This is a genomic window from Mesorhizobium sp. Z1-4 (genome assembly GCF_004000235.1).
In the GTDB taxonomy this organism is placed as follows: domain Bacteria; phylum Pseudomonadota; class Alphaproteobacteria; order Rhizobiales; family Rhizobiaceae; genus RCIO01.
The window spans coordinates 1-21,524 of the sequence record NZ_RCIO01000001.1; the positions used below are offsets into that span (position 1 = coordinate 1).

At 61.0% G+C, this 21,524-nt stretch carries 19 protein-coding genes; 9 read left to right on the top strand and 10 right to left on the bottom strand.

The genetic code is table 11. The annotated features are described in order from the left end of the window. Nucleotides 1-185: 185 nt before the first annotated feature. From EP165_RS00005 to EP165_RS00025, 5 genes are all read left to right on the top strand, one after another. Nucleotides 186-740, top strand: coding sequence for a hypothetical protein (locus EP165_RS00005; RefSeq protein ID WP_127519514.1), 555 nt, complete (start codon nucleotides 186-188; stop codon nucleotides 738-740). Then, a complete protein-coding gene (locus EP165_RS00010) occupies nucleotides 740-1,006 on the top strand; it encodes a hypothetical protein (protein ID WP_127519515.1) in 267 nt (88 codons plus the stop codon). The genes EP165_RS00005 and EP165_RS00010 overlap by 1 nt, the downstream gene beginning before the upstream one ends. 469 nt (nucleotides 1,007-1,475) lie before the next feature. Next, nucleotides 1,476-2,492, top strand: a complete 1,017-nt coding sequence (locus EP165_RS00015) for a tyrosine-type recombinase/integrase (RefSeq protein ID WP_245439869.1) — start codon at nucleotides 1,476-1,478, stop codon at nucleotides 2,490-2,492. 402 nt (nucleotides 2,493-2,894) lie between these two features. Further along, a complete protein-coding gene (locus EP165_RS00020; protein ID WP_164742964.1) occupies nucleotides 2,895-4,043 on the top strand; it encodes an alpha-hydroxy acid oxidase in 1,149 nt (382 codons plus the stop codon). A gap of 141 nt (nucleotides 4,044-4,184) precedes the next feature. Further along, a complete protein-coding gene (locus EP165_RS00025; protein ID WP_127519518.1) occupies nucleotides 4,185-5,207 on the top strand; it encodes a fatty acid desaturase in 1,023 nt (340 codons plus the stop codon). 4 nt (nucleotides 5,208-5,211) lie between these two features. Here the strand turns inward: EP165_RS00025 and EP165_RS00030 are convergent, their stop codons facing one another. After that, a complete protein-coding gene (locus EP165_RS00030; protein WP_127519519.1) occupies nucleotides 5,212-6,840 on the bottom strand; it encodes an alpha-D-glucose phosphate-specific phosphoglucomutase in 1,629 nt (542 codons plus the stop codon). Between the two features lie 208 nt (nucleotides 6,841-7,048). Here EP165_RS00030 and EP165_RS00035 point away from each other — a divergent pair, with 208 nt between their 5' ends. Next, nucleotides 7,049-7,966, top strand: a complete 918-nt coding sequence (locus tag EP165_RS00035; protein WP_127519520.1) for a carbohydrate kinase family protein — start codon at nucleotides 7,049-7,051, stop codon at nucleotides 7,964-7,966. Here the strand turns inward: EP165_RS00035 and cysQ are convergent, their stop codons facing one another. From cysQ to EP165_RS00055, 4 genes are all read right to left on the bottom strand, one after another. Next, a complete protein-coding gene (gene cysQ / locus EP165_RS00040) occupies nucleotides 7,967-8,779 on the bottom strand; it encodes a 3'(2'),5'-bisphosphate nucleotidase CysQ (protein WP_127519521.1) in 813 nt (270 codons plus the stop codon). A gap of 37 nt (nucleotides 8,780-8,816) precedes the next feature. Next, entirely contained in the window at nucleotides 8,817-10,754 is a 1,938-nt protein-coding gene (gene cysN, locus EP165_RS00045; RefSeq protein WP_127519522.1) for a sulfate adenylyltransferase subunit CysN, read from the bottom strand. Further along, the gene (gene cysD / locus EP165_RS00050) at nucleotides 10,754-11,659 is read right to left on the bottom strand and encodes a sulfate adenylyltransferase subunit CysD (protein WP_127519523.1); all 906 of its coding nucleotides are present in this window, start codon (nucleotides 11,657-11,659) and stop codon (nucleotides 10,754-10,756) included. Before cysD ends, cysN begins: the two co-directional genes overlap by 1 nt. A 220-nt stretch (nucleotides 11,660-11,879) precedes the next feature. Continuing rightward, nucleotides 11,880-12,473: a biotin transporter BioY gene (locus EP165_RS00055; RefSeq protein ID WP_127519524.1), complete on the bottom strand. Its 594-nt coding sequence runs from the start codon at nucleotides 12,471-12,473 to the stop codon at nucleotides 11,880-11,882. A 108-nt stretch (nucleotides 12,474-12,581) separates the two neighbouring features. Here EP165_RS00055 and EP165_RS00060 point away from each other — a divergent pair, with 108 nt between their 5' ends. Beyond that, nucleotides 12,582-13,487 carry an MBL fold metallo-hydrolase gene (locus tag EP165_RS00060; protein WP_127519525.1) on the top strand — a complete coding sequence of 302 codons (906 nt, stop codon included), beginning with the start codon at nucleotides 12,582-12,584 and terminating at the stop codon, nucleotides 13,485-13,487. A 15-nt stretch (nucleotides 13,488-13,502) separates the two neighbouring features. On the opposite strand, the gene EP165_RS00065 is transcribed toward EP165_RS00060, so the two are convergent. Together EP165_RS00065 and EP165_RS00070 are read right to left on the bottom strand one after the other, a co-directional pair. After that, nucleotides 13,503-14,330 (bottom strand): DUF1499 domain-containing protein, encoded by an 828-nt coding sequence (locus EP165_RS00065; protein WP_127519526.1) that lies wholly within the window; start codon nucleotides 14,328-14,330, stop codon nucleotides 13,503-13,505. Between the two features lie 22 nt (nucleotides 14,331-14,352). Beyond that, entirely contained in the window at nucleotides 14,353-15,990 is a 1,638-nt protein-coding gene (locus EP165_RS00070) for a long-chain-fatty-acid--CoA ligase (RefSeq protein ID WP_127519527.1), read from the bottom strand. 155 nt (nucleotides 15,991-16,145) lie between these two features. Here EP165_RS00070 and EP165_RS00075 point away from each other — a divergent pair, with 155 nt between their 5' ends. Together EP165_RS00075 and EP165_RS00080 are read left to right on the top strand one after the other, a co-directional pair. Continuing rightward, a complete protein-coding gene (locus tag EP165_RS00075) occupies nucleotides 16,146-16,505 on the top strand; it encodes a hypothetical protein (RefSeq protein WP_127519528.1) in 360 nt (119 codons plus the stop codon). A 115-nt stretch (nucleotides 16,506-16,620) separates the two neighbouring features. Then, nucleotides 16,621-17,592 (top strand): NAD-dependent epimerase/dehydratase family protein, encoded by a 972-nt coding sequence (locus EP165_RS00080; protein ID WP_127519529.1) that lies wholly within the window; start codon nucleotides 16,621-16,623, stop codon nucleotides 17,590-17,592. Here EP165_RS00080 and EP165_RS00085 read toward each other — a convergent pair. From EP165_RS00085 to EP165_RS00095, 3 genes are read right to left on the bottom strand one after another with little or no spacing between them, the layout of a single operon-like run. Next, nucleotides 17,589-18,536, bottom strand: a complete 948-nt coding sequence (locus EP165_RS00085) for a glycosyltransferase family 2 protein (protein WP_127519530.1) — start codon at nucleotides 18,534-18,536, stop codon at nucleotides 17,589-17,591. The genes EP165_RS00080 and EP165_RS00085 overlap by 4 nt on opposite strands. Continuing rightward, a complete protein-coding gene (locus EP165_RS00090) occupies nucleotides 18,515-20,272 on the bottom strand; it encodes an ABC transporter ATP-binding protein (RefSeq protein ID WP_127519531.1) in 1,758 nt (585 codons plus the stop codon). Before EP165_RS00090 ends, EP165_RS00085 begins: the two co-directional genes overlap by 22 nt. Then, on the bottom strand, nucleotides 20,250-21,506 hold the full coding sequence (locus EP165_RS00095) for a glycosyltransferase family protein (protein ID WP_127519532.1): 1,257 nt from the start codon (nucleotides 21,504-21,506) through the stop codon (nucleotides 20,250-20,252). Before EP165_RS00095 ends, EP165_RS00090 begins: the two co-directional genes overlap by 23 nt. Nucleotides 21,507-21,524 lie beyond the last annotated feature (18 nt).

Sequence of the window (21,524 nt, forward strand, 5' to 3'; positions counted from 1 at the left end):
CCGAGGAAGAGACATGAAGCTGACTGAGGCTGGTCCCCGAAACCCAAACCTTGCGCATCTTCAATGCGTGAGTTGCCACCGCTCTGATCGGCTCTACGAGGACGCGCACGGTGTCTTTTGCAGTCGCTGTGGCCCGTCATATCCGGTCAGATTGCGCGCAGGCCGAACCGCCCTGGAGGAACAGGATGGATAGAGCAGAGCTTATTGAGCGGCGCGATGGCGCAGACTGCCCGACGCATATCAAGCTTCGAAAGGCCATCGAAAAGCGCGAGAGTGCATATCTCTGGACGCCGAGCGATGCGATCACCTTCATTCCTCGCGTGCTTCCAACCATCTTCGGCGACGGGCGCGCCCTGTTCACCCTAGCGACGATCAACCAGCGTCCCGCCTATTGGGTCATCCGGGCTTGCAGCACGTGGGGATCAGGTTTCGACCGTGAGGATTCAGCCGGCCCTGACTTCGGCGAGGTGGTCGACGACATCCTGACGGAGTTGGAAGAAGCTTTCGGCAACGGAAGATGTGGCTATTCCGACAACAGCCTGTTCTGGCCGAAAAAGGATCGTATCCAGAATTGCCAATGCGAGGAATGCTCCGACGGACGTTACCGAGCGCGCTGGCCGATGGTCGACGGTTACGGTGGCTGCTCATGGTCTCGCATCGACTGGCCCGAAGAATTCGATACCGTAGATAATCCGCTGTCCTGGCAAGGCAACCTGCTTCGTTCAGAGGAAGCGGGGTGATGGCGACGGCGCTAAAGCCCGGCATGGTCGTTGTCAAGAAAGACGGAACCGAGTTTGTCGGTAGGGTTGCGGTCGTCTATGCGCGCGAAGATGGTTCCGAGCGCATGGACGTGGAGTGCATCGTCCCCGGTGCGCGCGGACTGCTCCACATCTACAGGCCAGACCAGTTTCGCCCTGCCACCGGATACGAGATCGGCCGCATCGAGCGCATGACTGCGATTTGGCAGCCCGCTTCCCGCCCCACCCCACAGGAGAAAGACCTGTGACGAGGGCAGCCGCGGATATCCCCGTTGATCACAGGCCAGATCGCAATGCGCCGCTACGCCTAGAGTACGCGGCACGGGTTGCATATCCTGATGGCTCGATGACCGCAGCCGGGCTCCGCAAGGAACGAGATCGCGGCCGGCTCGTCACAGAGATCACCGCCGGCAAGGAGTACACCACCTTGGCCGAGATCGAGGAAATGAGAAAACGATGTCGCGTCCAAGCAAAGGCGCCCGCCTCGTCTGGCGCCGGGAATACCGGAAGAAAGACGGGTCGCTCAGGAGCAAAGCCGGCTGGTATATCGAAGACGCAGGAAAACGATATCCAACTGGCTGCAGCAAAAGCGAGCTTGAAGAGGCTCAAAGGAAGCTCGCCGAATACATCACCGACCGACACCAGCCGACGCGAGAGCGCAACCGTAACCCGGATCAGGTAAGCGTCGCTGAGGTCATTCACGTCTATAGCGAGGACGTGATCGCCAACAATCCATCAGAAGCCTACCGGAAAGAAGCTGCTTCTCGCCTATCGGCGACGCTCGACTTCTTCGCCAAAGACACGCTCGCGGACATCACCGGTGCACGGTGCCGCGAATATGTAAATGGTCCTAGCAGAAACGGACGTGTCCTTCCGACGCTTGCCGCAGGCCGCCGGCAGCTCGAGGATCTTCGCGCTGCGATCAATCACTATCACAATGAGAAGTATGTCTCGGCTGTCCCGAAGATCGTTCTCCCACCCAAATCCGAGCCACGATACCGGTGGCTAACCCGCGACGAGGCAGCTCGATTGCTATGGGCAATGTGGCGGATGAGGCAGACCTGGAAAGGACAGCCGAGTGATCGCAGGACCGGTCGCCACGTCGCTCGGTTCACACTGACAGGCTTGTACACGGGCACACGCTCTGGCGCGATCTGCGGAGCAGCCATACGGCCAATGCAGGGACGCGGCTGGGTCGATTTAGACCGGGGCGTCTTTTTTCGACGTCCAGCCGATGTTGTGGAAACGAATAAGCGCCAGCCGCCAGCGAGGCTTCCCGACCGCCTGATCGCCCATATGCGCCGCTGGGCGCGAACCCCTGTTGAGGTCAAGACCAAGCGACGCGGCAAGAGCCGAACCATCGGCCGGATGATCGCGCATGACTATGTGGTGGAGTGGGAAGGTGCGCCTGTTCGATCTGTACGGAAAGCCTTCAAGACCGCATGTGAGATCGCGGGGCTCGGATGGTACGAAACCCGGATCGTGAAGGGCGTCGAAAAGCGTGTCTTCGTTACCGATGTGACGCCGCATGTTTTGCGCCACACAGCGGCCACCTGGCTGATGAAGAACGGTGTGGAGTTGTCCAAGGCGGCCGACTATCTTGGCATGACCGAGGCTGTGCTGCGCAAGCACTACTATCATCATCATCCAGATTTTCAGGCTGAGGCCGCTGCCGCCATCGTTGCCAAAGGCCCGCTGCCGCGCGAGCGGAGCAATGTCGTAGCTTTGCGGTAGGTCTCCCACCCGATACCCACCTGAAACACCGAAACCGATCGGGAACAAACGCATTCGGACGTGGCGAACGGCACTCGAGGAAGCCCGCAATGCCGGGGTTTCTCTGGAAGCCACTCTTGTTCGGGACGATGGGGTCGCAGGTTCGAATCCTGCCACTCCGACCAGCTTTCAACCCTCTGACATTCTTTGAAAAAATTGCAGATGGGCTTCCCGGGAAGCCAGCTGAAATCGCTGCCTCACATCCAGGGCAATGCAGAATCCTCGGGTTTGTCCGGTTTCACGTCCGGCAAGGCAACAACTCGTGACGAAAAAAGCCGGTGGCGCGCCTGCACGAGACAATAGACGTTGCAGGAATCAAGCTGCTACGACGTGTCGTGCTTGATGAGGGGTTCAACAATGCGGATAGAAGACGCTCTGACCGTCGCCGATCTTAAGGAAATGGCACGCGGCCGCGTGCCACGCATGTTTTTCGACTATGCGGACAGCGGCTCCTGGACGGAAAGCACCTATCGCTGGAACGCCGACGACCTGCAGAGGATCAAGTTCGAGCAACGGGTCGCGGTAGACCTTTCAGACCGCACGCTGCAAAGCACCATGGCCGGGCGGGCGGTTGCAATGCCGGTCGCTCTTGCGCCGACCGGCCTGACGGGCATGCAACATGCAGATGGCGAGATACTTGGCGCCAAAGCAGCCGCCGAATTCGGTGTCCCCTTCGTTCTTTCGACGATGAGCATCTGTTCGATCGAGGCAGTGTCGGACGCGACCGGGCAGCCATTCTGGTTTCAGCTCTACGTCATGAAGGATCAGGAATTCGTCGAGAACCTGATTGGACGGGCGGAAGCTGCAGGCTGCGACGCTCTGGTGCTCACACTCGACCTGCAAATACTCGGCCAGCGCCACAAGGACCTTCGCAACGGGCTCGGCGCGCCGCCCAAATTCGGGCTGGGCACACTTGCGCAGCTTGTCGCCCGTCCGCGCTGGTGCATGGAAATGCTGGCGACGAAAAACCGAACCTTCGGCAATATCGTCGGTCATGCGAAAGGCGTCAGCAATACGGCCTCGCTCTCGGCATGGGCCGCCGAGCAGTTCGATCTGGAACTCGACTGGAAGAAAGCCGAAAAACTCAGGAAGCGATGGCAGCGCAAATTCATCGTCAAAGGCATCATGAATGTCGATGACGCGCGCATGGCGGCCGACATCGGCGCCGATGCCATCGTGGTCTCCAACCATGGCGGACGCCAGCTCGACGGCGCGCCATCGTCCATATCGGTGCTGGCCAGCATTGTTGACGCTGTCGGCGACAGGCTCGAAGTCCATATGGATGGCGGCATTTCAAGCGGCCAGGACGTCATGCGCGCTCTCGCGCTAGGTGCAGATGGCACCTATATCGGGCGCTCCTGGCTCTACGGCCTGGGCGCCGGCGGACAGGCCGGGGTTCGCCGCGCGTTGGACATCCTGCACAAGGAACTCGACCTCACGATGGCGTTTTGCGGTGAACGTGACATCAACAAGGTCGGCCGCCACAACCTTCATGCCCCGCTACCCTGGTAGCGGCCCGGGCCGTCGAACATCCTTGCCAATGCGGGCCAAACTGCGCTCCAATGAAGCACCGGCCGGGACGTGGGACAGTTCGGGCCGGAGCTGAACGCACGACATGAGAGCTCCGGCAAGCGGAGCCGGTTTGGGGGCAGTTTGATTTCAGTTTTCCGGGTCGTTTTCGCGCCGTTTTCTCTGCTCTTCATCTCGGCAGCACTGCTTTCCGGCGGCGCAGCGCTCTGGGCCGGGGTGGCCTATGTCGTCTTCGCCGCAACCGCGCTCGACGCGGTGTGGCAGGTGCGCAACGAAGGCGATGCCGAAAGCGAGCCGGACATTTTGATGCCGACCGCGATGCTCTCGGTTGTGTTTGCCGTTGCCTTCGCAGCTTTCATCCCCGGCGCTACCACAGCCGAACTGATTGCCGGCACACTGATTGCCGGCGCAGTCTTCGGCACAATCGCTAACATCGTCGCGCATGAACTCATCCATCAGGAAGACCGGCCACTGCGTTTCTTCCTCGGCATGGTGCTTGAAACGCTGTCGCTCGACCCTGCGGACACCGTCGGCCACGAGCTGCACCATTCGCTTGTCGCGACACCGGCCGATCCGTCATCAGCGCGCAAGGGCGAAGGGTTCTGGCATTTCTTGACCCGCTCGATACCCGGCGCCGCCGCAGGTTCGTTTCAGCTTGAGCGCAGGCGGCTCGGCGGCCGCATGTGGTCGCCCGGCAATCGCGTCCTGCAGGCCCTTGTTCTTCAGGCCGCCGTGTTTGCGCTATTCTACATTGCCGCTGGATGGCGCGGGCTCGCGGCCTTCATCTTCGCCGGCGTGCTTGCCCGTATCATCGTCGAGGCGACGAAATATTCATCCCACTACGGGCTGGTACGCGTGCCGGGTAGCGAGATCGAAATGCGTCATTCCTGGAATGCGAAAGGCGGTGTCTCGTCGCGCGCGCTTTTTAATGCAGGCTGGCATTCGGACCATCATGTGAATGACGAGCGTCCCTACCGGCAAATCCAGCTGCCGGACGATGCGCCGATCAACCCGCACTCAGCTGGGATGACGTTCGCATATGCGCTGGTGCCGCCGCTCTGGTTTTCCGTCATGGACCCGCTGGTCGAGAACTGGATGCAGAACTTCGCTTCACCGGAGGAGCGTGCGGTAGCCGAAGCCGCATAAAGCGTCAGGTTATGACGGAAGGCGCATCGCGGCCGATGCTCGTCTTGGGATCGAGAAGCAGGTCTGCCGCTTCGATCAGTTCGGCAAGCGCTGCCTGCGTTTCCATGTCGTGCTTGTCGGGGTCAGCTTCGAAACGCTCTATGTACACGCGCAGGGTCGCGCCACTCGTGCCGGTTCCCGAGAGCCGGAAAACGACGCGCCCGCCGCCGCTGAAACTGATCCTGACGCCCTGGTTGCGGGTGGCCGACCCATCCACCGGATCGATGTAGGAGAAATCGTCGGCATCCGTAATAGCGAGTTCGCCGCACCTCGTGCCGGGAAGAGCTGCGAGGCGTCCGCCAAGACTGTCCATCAGCGCCTCCGCCGACGCGGCATCCACACCTTCATAGTCGTGCCGCGAATAGTAATTGCGGCCGAACTCGCGCCAGTGTTCGCGCACGATTTCGGCAACGCTCTGGCGGCGCACGGCGATGATGTTGAGCCACATGAGCACGGCCCAGAGCCCGTCCTTTTCGCGGACATGGCTGGAGCCCGTGCCGGCACTTTCCTCACCGCAAATCGTCGCCATTCCGGCATCGAGCAGATTGCCGAAAAACTTCCAGCCGGTCGGCGTTTCGTAGATGCCGATGCCAAGCTTTTCCGCGACGCGGTCGGCTGCGGCGCTTGTCGGCATCGAACGCGCGATGCCCTTGATCCCGTCCTTGTAACCCGGCGCCAGATGTGCGTTCGCAGCGATGATAGCGAGAGAATCCGACGGCGTGACGAACAAGCCTCGGCCGATGATAAGGTTTCGGTCGCCATCGCCATCAGACGCGGCACCGAAATCCGTAGCCTCATGCGACATCATGAACTCGTACAGGTCGCGCGCATGCACGAGGTTGGGATCAGGGTGATGGCCGCCGAAATCAGGCAGCGGCACGCCATTGCGCACGGTTACGGGGATCGCGCCGAGCCGGCCCTCGATGATCTCATGCGCATAAGGCCCGGTGACGGCGTACATGGCGTCGAAGACCATCTTGAATCCGGACTTGAAGAGATCGCGGATCGCGTCGAAATCGAACAACTCCTCCATCAACGCGGCGTAGTCGGCGACGGGATCGATGACCTCAACCGACATATCGGCCAGCTTCGATGTGCATCGCCTGTCGAGATCGATGTCCGGAGCGTCGGCGATCAGATAGCGATCGATAACCTTGCTGCGGGCAAAAACTGCATTGGTGACCGCCTCCGGCGCGGGGCCGCCATTGCCGATATTGTATTTGATGCCGAAATCTTCGTTTGGCCCTGCCGGATTGTGGCTTGCCGAAAGCACCAGCCCGCCAAACGCCTTGTATTTGCGGATAAGGTGAGACGCAGCCGGCGTCGACAGGATACCCCCCTCGCCCACCAGGACGCGCCCAAAGCCGTTCGCCGCGGCCATTTTGATTGCGACCTGGATGACCTCGCGGTTGTGGAAACGACCGTCGCCGCCGATCACCAGCGTTTCGCCTTCGAACCCTCGCAGGGAATCGAACAGGGATTGGATGAAATTCTCGACGTAGTTCTCCTGCTGGAACACCGGCACCTTTTTGCGCAAGCCGGAAGTTCCGGGTTTCTGATCGTCAAAGGGCTTTGTCTTCACAGTTCTGATCATGCGCAGCCTTCCCCAGCCATAGGTGCACAACGAAGCACGGCATATTGCACGCGATTCTTCTTAACATCCCAATAGCGGTCGCGAATTACACGGTGGGGATCGAACCGACGTCCTCCCATGCTTTTGCAGGGCCGGTGAGCTGGCATCCACTTTCAAACGATTGAAGTTGATGCCATTACAGTCCGCAAACGCACTTCCGGAGGCCAAATTGATCGTCTGCTGCGGCGAAGCGCTCATCGACATGCTGCCCCGTCAAAACCCGGACGGCACACCAGTCTACATGCCCAAGACCGGCGGTTCGGTTTTCAACACGGCGATAGCACTCGGACGGCTCGATGTGCCGGTTGGCTATTACGGCGGGCTGTCGACCGACTTTTTCGGCGCCGATCTGAAAGCCGCGCTCGAAGCCAGCAATGTCGACCTCGGTTACGTTCGCTATTCCGACCTGCCGACGACACTTGCCTTCGCCAAGCTGACAAACGGCCACGCCAGCTACATTTTCTACGACGAGAACTCCGCCGGCAGGATGCTTTCGGACCTTCCGGTGTTGCGCAACGATGTTGCGGCGCTGCATTTTTCCGGAATCAGTCTCGTTCCCGAGCCCTGCGGATCGACCTATGAGAGCCTGATGCGGCGCGAGAGGGACGAGCGTGTCATCATGCTCGATCCAAATCTGCGCAAGCCGTTCATCAAGGATCCGGCGAGCCACAGGAAGCGGCTGAACCGCATGATCGCGATGGCAGACATCGTGAAGCTTTCCGACGAAGACATGGAGTGGTTCGAAGAGGCCGGCTGCGTTGATGACATCGCGCAGCGCTGGTTGAAACTGGGACCAGCGCTCGTTGTCGTGACCTCTGGCGAGAAAGGTTCGGTCGCCTATACGGCCACCGGCAAGGTGGAGGTGGCCGCGTACAAGGTGCAGGTCGTCGACACGGTTGGTGCCGGCGATACCGTAAATGCCGGTCTTCTCGCATGGTTCCACGAGGCCGGCCTGCTCAACAAGGATTCGATCCGCAAGCTGTCGACAACCGACATTCGGGCAGCACTTGAGCTGGCGGCAAAAGCAGCCGCCATCACGGTATCCCGCGAAGCCGCAAATCCGCCCAAACGCTCGGAGCTCGGCTGATCAGCCGGCTTTCGCCTTTCCGCCCCGCGCGATGAAGGCCGGGTTGGCCAGCCGGCTCGAGCCGCTGCCCTCGCGATAGCCATAGATCAGCGGTGCGCCGTCCAGCGTGGAGGTCGTTCCTCCGGCGGCACGCAGGACCGCGTCACCCGCCGCGGTATCCCATTGCATCGTCGGCCCGCAGCGCGGATAGATGTCGGCCTCGCCCGCAGCCAGCAGACAGAATTTCAGCGACGAGCCAACGGTGTGCACCTTGCCGACCTTCATGGAGGCGATGAGGTGCTCGGTCGCGGCATCCTTGTGCGAGTGGCTGGCCAGGATATCGAGCGCATCGCCGCTTTGGCGCACATGGACGCGATGCCGTGACGCAACCTGAAACGTTTCGTCCAGCACCACTTTTTCGGCGAGGCCGGGCCGTCCGACGAAGAGCCAACCGCGAGCCGGTGCATAAACGACGCCGATCTCGGGGACCGATTTGCGCACCAGCGCGATGTTGACGGTGAAGTCGCCGCGCCCGCCGACGAATTCGCGTGTGCCGTCGAGCGGATCGACCAGAATGAACTCATCACCCAGCGCAGCGGGCATCCGGCCTTCAGCGACCGCCTCTTCGGCAACCACCGCAATACCCGGCAGAGCCGCCGCAAGACCACGCTGAATGATCTCTTCGGCCGCCCGATCGGCCTCCGTCACCGGAGATTTGTCCGGTTTGTGCTCGACCTTGCAGCCATTTTTGAAAAGCGCGTATGCGGCGCGGCCCGCGTCAATCGCGATGCGTTCGAAAGCGGAAGATATCTCTTCGTCGCTGGCGGGTGGCATAATCTTGAACCAGTTGCGCTGCCAGTTGGGGATTAAGTCAGATTCCGGCGCCGTCGGCAAATCCTTCGGACGACTGGCGCTGGTTGATTTTCTCGATCAGGCGCTCAACTGCCTGATCCGGCGACAGGCCGAGCGTTTCGACATGCAGTTCAGGCGCTACCGGCGCCTCGTAGGGCGAATCCAGACCGGTGAAGTTCTTGATCTCGCCCTTGAGAGCTTTCGCGTAAAGGCCTTTCGGGTCGCGGCGGATGCACTCTTCCAGAGGCGTATCAACAAATACTTCAACGAATTCCTTCCCGTTGAACATGTCGCGCACGAGCTTTCGATCCGCCTTGAAGGGCGAAATGAAAGACACGATCACGATCAAACCGGCATCGACCATCAGCTTGGCCACCTCACCGACGCGGCGAATGTTCTCAACCCGGTCCGTATCGGAAAAACCGAGGTCGCGGTTGAGGCCGTGGCGTACGTTGTCGCCGTCGAGCAGATAAGTATGGCGTCCGGCGGCGTGCAGACGTTTTTCAAGCAGATTGGCGATGGTCGATTTGCCTGAACCCGACAGGCCGGTGAACCACAGAACCGTAGGGTCCTGACTTTTGAGCGCTGAACGCGCCGCCTTGTCCACTTCGACAGCGTGCCAGTGCACGTTCGATGCGCCGGTTTGCGCGGCATCGATCATGCCGGCGGCGACGGTGCGATTGGTCAGCCGGTCGATGAGGATGAACGAGCCCGTGGTGCGGTTTTCACCGAACGGATCGAACGCGACCGGCCATTGAGTGGTGATCTCGCACAGGCCGATCTCGTTCATCGCGAGCGCCGACGCAGGCGCCTCGTCGAAGCTGTTGATGTCGATGGCATGGACCAGCTTTGCCACCGACGCATTCGTCTGGTCGGCTTCGGTTCTGAGGATATAGGAGCGTCCGGGCACCAGCGGCTCGTCGTCGAACCAGACGAGCTTTGCTGTCAGCCGATCCGAAACACGCGGACGCGCGTCGGGCGTAACCAGCATGTTGCCACGCGATACCTCGATCTCGCTGTCGAGCACCAGCGTGACCGCCTCGCCCTCGCGCGCGGACGCGGCATCGCCATTCGGCGTCACGATGCGCGCCACTCTGGCGGAACGGCCCGATTTCGCGACAACCACCTCGTCGCCGGTTGCGACAGTTCCCGATGCGATAGTGCCGGCAAAGCCGCGGAAGTCGAGATTTGGCCGGTTCACATATTGTACGGGCAGCCGGAACGGCAGGTCGATCCGATCTTCCTCGACTTCGATCTCTTCCAGATGCTCAAGCAGCGTCGGCCCGTCATACCAAGCGAGATTGCCGGTGCGCGCCATAACGTTGTCGCCATAGCGGGCCGACAGCGGAATGGGCTGCAGCGTCGAAAAACCCAGGCCGGCGGCAAAGACCGAAAACTCTTCCGCAATCGCCTCGAAGGTTTGCCGGGAATAACCGGCGAGGTCGATCTTGTTGACCGCCAGCACCACATGGCGAATGCCGAGCAGCGAGGCGATGAAGGCGTGGCGGCGCGTCTGCGGCAGGATGCCCTGGCGCGCGTCAACCAGAATGACGGCGAGATCGGCAGTCGAGGCGCCCGTTGCCATATTGCGCGTGTACTGCTCGTGGCCCGGCGTGTCGGCCACAATGAACTTGCGCTTGGCGGTCGCGAAGAAGCGGTAGGCGACATCAATGGTGATGCCCTGCTCGCGTTCAGCCTCCAATCCGTCCACAAGGAGCGCGAGATCGACCTCCTTGCCGACTGTGCCGTGGCGCTGCGAATCCCGCTCCAGTGCCGCCATCTGGTCTTCGAAGATGAGCTTGGTGTCGAAAAGGAGCCGGCCGATCAGCGTCGACTTGCCGTCGTCCACCGAACCGCAGGTGAGAAACCGCAGCAGCGACTTCTGCGCAGTCTCGGGCACGAGCTCGGGTGCCATCGGCTGCGCGTCCCGTTCCAGGATATGGCTGCGCTGAAGCATCAGAAATAGCCCTCGCGCTTCTTCTTTTCCATCGAACCGGACTCATCGCTGTCGATCAGACGGCCCTGCCGCTCCGACGTGCGGGCGATCAGCATTTCATCGACAATTGCTTCAATCGTGTCGGCGCTGGACTCGATTGCCCCCGTCAGTGGGTAGCAGCCCAGCGTGCGGAACCGCACCAGCCGCTCCTGCACAACTTCGCCGGGCAGGAGCTTCATGCGCCCATCGTCGGCCATGATGAGCATGCCGTTGCGTTCGACCACCGGGCGGCGGGCGGCGAAATAAAGCGGCACGATCGGGATGTCTTCCTGCTGGATGTACTGCCACACATCGAGCTCGGTCCAGTTTGAGAGCGGGAAGACGCGGATCGATTCACCCGGCGCAACGCGCGTATTGTAAATCTTCCACATTTCCGGGCGCTGGTTCTTCGGGTCCCAGGCATGGTTGGCGTCACGGAAAGAGAAGATGCGCTCCTTGGCGCGCGACTTTTCCTCGTCGCGCCGCGCGCCGCCGAAAGCGGCATCGTATTTGCCCTTTTCGAGTGCCTGACGCAGCGCAACCGTCTTCATGATGTGGGTGTGCGTGCTGGAGCCGTGTGTGAACGGCCCGACGCCGTCGCGCAAGCCGTCCTCGTTGATGTGCACGATCAGGTCGATGCCTTTTTCCGCAGCCATGCGGTCACGGAACTCGATCATCTCCCGGAATTTCCAGGTCGTATCGACATGCAGGAACGGGAACGGCGGGCGAGCCGGGTAAAACGCCTTCATCGCCAGATGCATGAGCACCGAGGAATCCTTGCCGACCGAATACAACATCACCGGGTTGGCGAAATTCGCAACCACCTCGCGCATGATGTGGATCGCCTCGGCCTCAAGCCGGTTCAGATGGGATAACCTTGGCTGCATCGATGGAATTTTCCGTTGGCCGCCCAGCGGTTTGCAACGCAGGACGCTTCAGCGATCGTTGCATTGTGGGTACCAACGGGGGTGGCGTGTCTCAAGAAGAGGTCCACCAAAAACGGCTCACGGCAGGGTAGCGGTTTTCCGCTCCTGCCGCGACGCGGGAATATTGTTTCCCGGGACGGCTCCAGACGCGATCCGGAGCCGGAACGTGCTTAAAGGCCGGTCAGTCTGCCTTGCGCCAGAACGACCAGATCGCGGGCATGAATGCTGCGGCGATGCCAACCTTGATGAGGTCAGGCAGGATGAAGGGCAACACACCGAACTGCCAGGACTTCTCCGCACCGATGAGTGTCGCCAGCCAGGCGAAACCGAGAAGCATGATCGCGAACTCAGCGATCAGTAGCGCGCCGAGGAACTTGAACACGCTGCGGTCCCAACCGCGGTCCGCGGCCCAGCCGACAACCGCAGCCGCGACCACAAAACCGGCGAGATAGCCGCCTGTCGATCCCATCATGTACGCGATGCCGACCCCTTTCTCGGGTGTGCCCTGAAACACAGGCCAGCCCATTGCGCCTTCGGCGAGGTAAATCAGCAGGGTCGCAACGCCGAGGCGCATGCCAAAGGTCGCAGCAATCAGGAAGATCGCAAGCGTCTGCAGCGACATGTCCACCGGACCAAGGACAACCTTGGTCTTCGCCGACAGCGTCAGCAGGAGCGTGCCGCCGAAAACAAGCAAGATCTGGGTAATCAGCCGCGCAGTGCGGTCATTCGGCAACGCGGCCGAAATGAGAGGGCGTGCGGTAATTGCGGATGCCATCAAAGTCTCCTTGCGTGAAATTCCGATGCCGGAATGAACGTGGTTTCCGTATATTGGCTTCCGTGTTAAGCGGCAACATGCATTCCCGTTAACCGCACAAGTCAGCAAATGCCGCTCACTTTCGCCACGGCGTTCGAACCGGCCTATGGCAAGGCAGTCCCGGTAGCAGAGGGCGTTTTGCGCCTCACCGCGAACAACCCCGGGCCATTCACCTTCCACGGAACCAACAGCTACATTGTCGGTCGCGACACGCTGGCGATCATCGATCCCGGCCCGGAAGACGACAGCCATTTCAATGCGCTTGTCGGTGCGATTGCCGGTCGCACGGTCAGCCATATCTTTGTCACGCATACCCATCGCGACCACTCTCCGCTGACACCGAGGCTAAAGGAACTCACGGGCGCGACAGTTTTGGCGGAAGGTACGCACCGCGCCGCTCGACCGCTGAGGATCGGCGAAATCAATCCGCTCGACGATTCTGCAGACATCGATTTTGCGCCTGATGTTGCACTTGCCGACGACGAACTGACCAGGGGCGATGGCTGGGCGCTACGCGCCATCCACACGCCGGGCCACACCGCCAATCACGCTGCATTCGCACTCGAGGGCACCGGCATCGTGTTTTCCGGGGACCATGTGATGGCGTGGTCGACCTCGATTGTCGCGCCACCTGACGGCTCCATGCGCGACTATATGAACTCGCTCGACCGGCTGCTGGAGCGCGACGACACGGTCTATCTGCCGGGACACGGTGCGGCGCTCGAAGAACCCGCACCCTTCCTCGCCGGGTTGCGCGAACACCGCCTCGGGCGCGAAGCGGCGATCCTCGGCCGCATCAAGACCGGTGATCGGACGATCCCGGACATTGTGCGTGCTGTCTACAAGGACACGGACCCGCGCCTTCACGGTGCGGCCGGTCTTTCGGTGCTGGCGCATGTCGAAGATCTGGTCGGGCGCGGACTGGTGGCCGCGGAAGGCGGCATCGCAATAGACGGTGTTTACCGCATAGCCTGACATTACCTGACAAGGCTATTCGGCGGGTGCCTGAAACAGCGCGTTGCGGTCAGCAATCTCGGCCTCCATGGCGGCATAAAACCGCGTAATCGCAGCGGCATTGCCGCCAAGATCGTGAACGCCGTAACGAGATGCCGCCCGCAGGTCGACATAGATCGCATCCCCCTCGTCGCGCAGCCGGATGGCCACGTCGGAAATCAGCCCGAGCCATGGCGATGGTGCTATAACCTCCAGCGTGACGATGCCTCCAAAACCGCCCAGGCGCGCGCGTTCGTGCGTAGACCAGCCGAGCTCCTCCGTCGTCGCCGCGACAATGTCGAGCGCGACGTCGAGCCCAAGCGCATATCGCCGGCCAGAGACTTCAGGATACGCCTCGGCCTGAACGGCGGCGTTGCCGCGGTCGAAATAGGCCAACGTGTTCATGGATGAATCGCGCTGGCTTATCGCGTGATGGAAGGTCGGCGGGTCCGACAGGTCGGTTGAGACATCGACCAGGCCGGGCAACGTCAGCAGACGATGCGTAGCCAGGCAAAACGGAACCAGCACAATCAGCGCCAGGATGAGACCTTTGGTTGAGTTGCGCCCACCGCGATCGCCAAACTCCCAAAGCTGGGCATAACCCAACACCGCCAATACGATGGCAAGCAGCGCCATTGCGGCTACCAGGCCAAGCAGCCAGAACAGCGAAATTGTGTCGATCAGGCCCGAGCGATGGCCAAGCACCGTCGAAACAAGCAAAGTGGCCGAAAAAAGAGCTGTGCGCCGCGACCACTTGGCCGCGGTCGAAACCCGCCTTTCCAGAAGTACCGCCATTGCCGCATTGAACCCCAGAGCTGCGCTCAATTAGCGGCTGGTTGCCCTTGGGTCAAAGGCTGTTGACGCCTGGCAGCGAATAGTCCTTGAACTGGTCGCGCAGCGTCGTCTTTTGAATCTTCCCGGTGGCCGTGTGCGGGATTTCTTCCACGAAAACCACGTCGTCCGGCAACCACCATTTTGCGACCTTGCCGGCAAGATAGTCCATGAGATCGTCTTTGGTCGGTGACTTGCCCGTTTTGGCAACGACGACAAGCAGCGGCCGCTCATCCCATTTCGGGTGAGCGATGCCGATCGCCGCCGCTTCCGCAACGTCGGGATGGCCAACGGCGAGATTTTCGAGGGTAATGGTGGATATCCACTCGCCGCCGGACTTGATCACATCCTTGGCGCGGTCTGTGATTTCCATGTAGCCATTGGGGTCGATATGGGCGACATCGCCGGTATCGAACCAGTTTTCGGCATCGAACTGCTCGGCACCTGCGCCGCCATAGTAGGCAGAGGCAATTGCCGGGCCGCGCACTTTCAGGCGGCCGAATGTCTCGCCGTCCCAGGGCAGATCGTTGTTGTCGTCGTCTGTGATCTTCATCTCGACGCCGAACGGGGCAAATCCCTGCTTTTCCTGAATATCCAGCTTGGCGTCTCCCTCAAGGCCGGCATATTCCGGCTTCATGGAGCCAAGTGATCCGAGCGGCGACATCTCCGTCATGCCCCAGGCATGGATGACCTCCACTTCGTAATTGCGCTGGAACTTCTCGGTCATGGCGCGCGGGCAGGCCGAACCGCCAATCACCACCCTGTTCAGATACGGCAGCTTCTTGCCGGTCTCCTCCAGATGCTGGAGGAGCATCAACCACACAGTCGGCACAGCGGCGGTGAAAGACACCTTTTCGGTGTCGAGCAGCTCGTAAATTGCTTCGCCGTCCATCCGACCGCCCGGCATGACAAGTTTGGCACCGATCATCGGTGCGCTGTGAGCCAACCCCCATGCATTGGCGTGGAACATGGGTACGACCGGAAGGATGGTGTCGCGCGAAGAGATACCCATTGCGTCGGGCTGCACGGCGATCAACGCATGCAGCACGTTGGAGCGGTGCGAATAAAGCACCCCCTTGGGGTCGCCCGTCGTACCGGAGGTGTAGCACATGCCGCATGCGGCATTCTCGTCGAGTTCCTTCCAAGAGAAGTCGCCATCCGCATCGGCCAGCCAATCCTCGTAAGCAACGACATTGTCGAGCTTCGTTTCCGGCAAATGCGCGCCGTCAGTGAGGACAATGATCTTCCGGAGCGAAGTCACCTGCCCAGCGATCTTTTCAACGATCGGCAGGAAAGTGAGATCGACGAACAGAGCCTTGTCTTCGGCGTGGTTCATGATCCAGGCAATCTGGTCAGGGAAGAGCCGCGGGTTCAGCGTGTGATAGACGGCGCCAATGCCCATCGTGCCGTACCAGGCTTCGATATGGCGGGCGGTGTTCCAGGCCAGCGTTGCGATCCTGTCGCCTTCGGCAAAGCCGTCACGCGCAAGCTTCTGCGCAACCTTCAACGAGCGCGCCCTGATCTCGACATAGGTCGTCCGCGTGATCGGACCTTCCACCGACCGCGTGACGACCTCACGACTGCCATGCTGGATTGCAGCGTAGTCGAGTATCTTGTGGCACAGAAGCGGCCATTGCTGCATCAGTCCAAGCATGCGCGTTCCTCCCAAATCGCAATTCGGATTGTGCAGTCTTGGCCGGGTTTGTCCATTGTCTGTTTGTTGGATGCGGCGGCATGGACCGCGCCACAATTCCACCATCGATCAGCGCGAACATAAATTTGGGGAGGCTTGTTGCGTAGGAGGTTCGCATGAATGCGGCTAACCCGGTGCCCCCCGACACATCAGCGACAGAAGAGGCTGCAGGTCTCCAAGCTGCGCTAAAAGCAGCCGCTCCGTTCACAGACGGCTGTCAAACCGCCCTTGAAACCGCGCTTGCCGAAACCGACGGGTTTCTGCTCTTCCAACTCCGATCCGAACCCGAAGAAGACGACCGCTGGGTTGCCGCTGTAATGCTGGGCACCGGCGAAAAGCAGTCCATGAACATCGTCACGATGGTCATCGGCGATGGCTCCGTCACGGTCGAAACACTGGACAGGTCGCGGGAGCCGCTGGCGCGCATCGTGCCGGCCTACGCGGACGTGCTCATCCATCTGCGGGCGGCCGCCTGACGGCAAATCGACCTCCGGCATGGACAGCAAAGCTCCGCTGCTCTAAGGCAGCGCCTTCCAATGTCGTTTGACCGCTTGCCGGCCCACCGGGCAGCGGAACCGTCCGAATTGAGCCATGCCGAGAGCAAAAAAGACCAAGCGCATTCTGATCACCGGAGGGTCGGGCTGCGTGGGCCACTATCTGGTGGAGGAACTGGCGCGCGAGACGAAGCACGAACTTGTGCTGGTGCTGCGCAACCCGGCCAAGCTCCAGCTCGCGCCAGAACACATGGAGCGCATCACGGTCATAGAGGCCGACGTCAAGGATACCGGCGCCTATCTCGACAAGCTCGGCCATATCGACGCGGCAATCCTCGCCGCCGCCTGCTGGGGCGGACCCGACGCGCCGGTGGTCAACGTCGATACCAAAGTCGCGATCACCCGGCACCTCGCCGCGCATGGCGGCAGCCGCGTTTTCTATTTCAGCTCAGCCAGCGTGCTCGACCACGACGGCAGCATGCTGCAGGCGGCACACGACCTAGGAACGGAGTATATCCGCTCGAAATACGACCAGGTGGTCGCCATCGAGAGCATGGACGTGGACATCGAGCGCATCGGCATTTTCCCCACGCTGGTTCTGGGCGGCGAAGAGGGCAAGCCGATGTCGCACTTCGCCAAGCTGTTGAAGGAAGCGGCGCCGTGGGCATGGGCAGCCAGCTTCTTCCGCGCCGACGGCAGATTTCACTACATCCACACACGCGACATCGCGCGCACTATGCGCATTCTCGTTGATGCCAAGGATATTCCGGGCGGCAAGCCCGCACGCATCGTGCTTGGCAATACGGCGACGTCGGTCAATCAGTTCGTGGGCGACTTCACAAAATATCGCGGCATCCGGAACCCGGTGGGCATCAAACTCCGCGACTCCTATGCGCGCGTCTTCATCAAGCTGTTCCGCGTTCAGATGGAAGCCTGGGACCGCTACTGTATGGAACATCGCGATCTGTCTTTCCACCACCCGGTGAACCCCGCGGTGCTGGGCGAAGAAGCCTATTGCAGCGATTTGCCCTCGGCATTGGCCAGCGTCGGCGTGAAGGGCAAGCGCTAGGCCGCTATTACACGGGCTATCGTTTCAGCTTGCATCGCCCGGCGCTTTTCCGCACCAAGCTCTTCCCAGGTGCGGCGGCCGACATCGATTTCAGTATGCAGCACCAGCAATAACCGCATTAACGCGGAGCCTGGCTCATCACCGCTTTCAATGGCCTTTTCGAGCCGCGCGGAAAGCCCGATTGCGCCATCGACCACGCCATCCAACCAACGGAACAGGCCGAGCTGCTTCGTTTCGAACGCAACTCCGAAGATCGGATGCTTGGCGTAATAAAGCGCGCCCATGGCGCCGCGCTTCTGTTCCAGTCTGATGCGGTCGAAAAAGCTGCGGCGTACCGTTTCAGGTTTGTAGTGATAGATCGGAGCACGCCAGTTGTAGCGGCGTTTCACGCCGGTTTTCACCAGCCGGCGATACATCTCCGAATCTTCCCAGCCATAGGTGCCGAAGTCTTCGTCAAACATACCTGCACGCACAATCGTCTCGCGCGCTATCGAGGCATTTCCCGTTGCGAAGGGGTTCGAGTGACGGCCGAGCATCCAGCCCGCCGGCGGGTTGCGCTCTGCCGGCGGTTTCGAGCATTCGACGATGGGGCCGCTGACCACCAGGCCCGGGGCCTGCTCATGGGTGGCGAGATGCTGCTCGATGAAGTCCGGCCGGACGAGAGCGTCGTCGTCCACGAACAACAACAGCTTGCCGCTCGCCGCCTCGATTGCGCGATTGCGGGCATATGCGGCCGCCTTCTGCGTTTCGTTGCGGCGATAAACTATGTTGGGTGCCGCGTTTTCTTCGACTACGGCAGCCGTGTAGTCATCGGATGCGTCGTCCACGATAACGATCTCATAGCGCTCGCGCGCTACCGTCTGGTCCTGGAAGCGCGGAATGCTGAGCCGAAGAATGTCGGCACGGTTGCGGGTGGGGACGATCAGGCTGGTTTCAACGCCCATTCTTCCACCTGTCCGAAAAACTGCTGTTCGCTGAGCTTTCTGTAGAGCCCGCCCTGGTTGAAGAGCTCTTCATGTGTGCCGTCCTCTACGATCTCGCCGTCGCGAACCACCACAATGCGGTGCGCGGACTGCACCGTTGCAAAGCGGTGCGCGACAATCAGAGTCGTTCGGCCTTCCGAAGCGCGGTCGAGCGCGTCGTGTACCAGCCGCTCCGATTCCGCATCGAGCGCTGATGTCGGCTCGTCCAGAAGCAGAATCGGCGGATTCTTGAGGAATACGCGCGCGATGGCGATGCGCTGGCGCTGGCCCACGGAAAGGTTCGAACCATGCGCCTGCACCCGCGCCTCATACTGGCCGGGCATACGCATCGCGAATTCGTCGACATGGGCCGCACGCGCTGCCGCCTTTACTTCGTCGAGCGTGGCCTCCGGTGCGCCGAAGCGCAAATTCTCAAGCAATGTCCCCTCAAAGAGTACCGGCTGCTGGAAGACTATGCCGATCGCTTTACGCAGATCGTTGAGCCGGTAGGACGCCATGTCCGCTCCATCGATCATGACAGTACCGCTGTCAGGCGTCAGAAAGCGGGGAACAAGGTCGAGAATCGTCGATTTGCCGCCGCCGCTCGGGCCCACCAGGGCGATGCGCTGACCGGCCGGAATGTCGAGACTGAAATCCTTGAGCTGGAAGCCGTCCGGTCGATAGGAAAAGCTCACCTTGTCGAAACGCAGTGCGCCGCTCACGCCATCCGTCGCGAGAGCCTTCTCGCCACCGGTTTCGAGCGGCAATGCCAGCAGGCGCTCGAAGCGGTCCATCAGGGCGGCGAACTGAATGAGCCGTCCGACTGAATGTGCGGCTTCCTGCAGTGGCGAATAGGCGAGGCCGACACAGACCAGAAACGCCGTCAAAGTTTCGATCGAGATGAAGCCGCGCTCCAGAAGTACGGCGCTCAGCAGGATCATTGCGGCGATACCAGCTGCGGCGACCAGCGCAACGGCAAAGGGATGAAACGAATCGATGCGCTCGCGGCGCAACTGTGCTTCCAGCGTCTGCCGGTTCAGCCCGTCGAACATCTCCAGGACATGTTCTTCGCGCCCGAAGGATTTGATTTCCTTGGTGCCGTCGAGCATCTCCTCGAAGCGTCCGACAAGCCCCGCCAGCTGCTCCTGCGTGCTGTGGGACGCACCATGCAGGCGCTGGCCGAAATAGGATGTCACGAAAGCCAGCGGGCTGATCAGTACGATGACACAAATGAAAAGGACCCAGCTGTACCAGGCCATCGCCGCGCCGAAGACGACGATCAGAATGACGGAAGGCGCAAAAACAGCGACAACGCGCGTCAGCGCTTCCTGAAAAGTCTGCAGATCATTGGAGAAACTCGACACCAGCTCGCCGCCGCTCATGCGCGCAAGGCTACGGGGTGATGCGCGCATGATGTGGTGGAAGAGCTTCTTGCGCATCTGCATTGTGACGAGATGCGCAAGCCTCGTCATGAGGTAAATGCGGCCGAAGGTCAGCAGCGATCCGGCCATAAAGATGATGAGGCCGAGCGCGAGATAAAGGCCCAGCGTTGCGGCGTCTGAGCTTGGGAAAACCTCTCCCACAAGACGCTGCGCCCACATGGGCATGAGCACGAACGCGCCGGCGGAAGCGCCGGTGCAAAACAGCGCCGCGCCGAAAAGCCCCCTGCGCGACCACAGCTCGCGCCAGAGCCAGCTAATGTGCCGGCGCGATTTCATGCCGCCGGCCCTTTTCTGCCAGAAAATCTTCGAGTTCCGACACCAGTTTGGAAGTCGCACCGGGCGGCCCCATAATGGCCCTCAGCTCTTCCTGCAGCGCGCTCGTGTCGCTCTTCAGAACGCCTTCGATCGCATCGGCGAGATCCTGCGCATCCAGTTCACCGATCAGCTCCGGGATGACCATCCTGTCGGCGCGGCGATTGGGATGACTGAGAAATTTCATGCGCTTCAGCACCTGCTTCGCCAGGAAGCGCTTCATGCGCCAGCCGATGACCGGCAGACGGCCGAGATGTCCGGCAATCCCCGGCAGCGGCGCGATTTCATGCTTGTAGGTCGGCAATGTCAGGATCATCGGTACGCCGAGTGTCGCAAGCTCGGCCGTGTTCGACCCGGGCACCGTCAAGGCCAGATTGACGCGCGGCGCAACCTGCGCGGGCGAAAGCACTTCCATGGTCAGGCCGCCGGGCGTAACCATGTATTCGCGGTCGCCTTCGCGCTTCCACTCAAGATTGACTCCCTCCAGAGGGCGGCCATCGTCCACATCGGGCAAGTTGCGAAGGAAGTCGCGATCGACGAAGTCGGATTTGGAAATCACCCAGTCGACGCCGGGCATCACTTTGGCGACCTTTTCCGCCGCGGCCGCATAATAAGGAAGCACGTATTTCGTGAGGTACATCCGGCTGCTGGGGTAAAGCCCGACCAGCGGACGCCCTTTGCCGGCCTCGCTACGATCCGGGCACCGCAGGTGCGCTGCGTCCACCATCATTTCGCCGACGACCTTGTGGCGTTCGTCTTCCTTGAGGCCTTCGATCTTCTCGAAGCCGGAGTAGAACACCCGATCAAAGAGAAACTGGAAGGCGAGCGGCCGCTCGACATAAGCAAGCGCAGGAACACCAAGCCGCTTTGCCAGCATGATCGTGAACATGCTGTCACCGCCCAGGTGCAGCATGAAACCCGGCCCCTTCTTCCGAAAGCCCTTCGGCAGCTTGTTCCACTTGATGAACTTCATCGTTTCATCGATCGTGCAATAGGCATCGACGTAAGAAAGCGTTTTGAGGACGTCGGCCTCGGCGCCTGAAGAAAACACGCAAGGCACCACCGCGACGCAGATGCGCACACCGGGAATGCGCCGCTTCAACTCATGCGCCAGCGGGTAGAGCCAGCACGCGACCTCTCCGGGCCCGTTCACCGTCACCACGACCTGGATTTCGTCGCGTGTGTTTGTGTCGTCCAAAACCTGTCTCCAATCGAT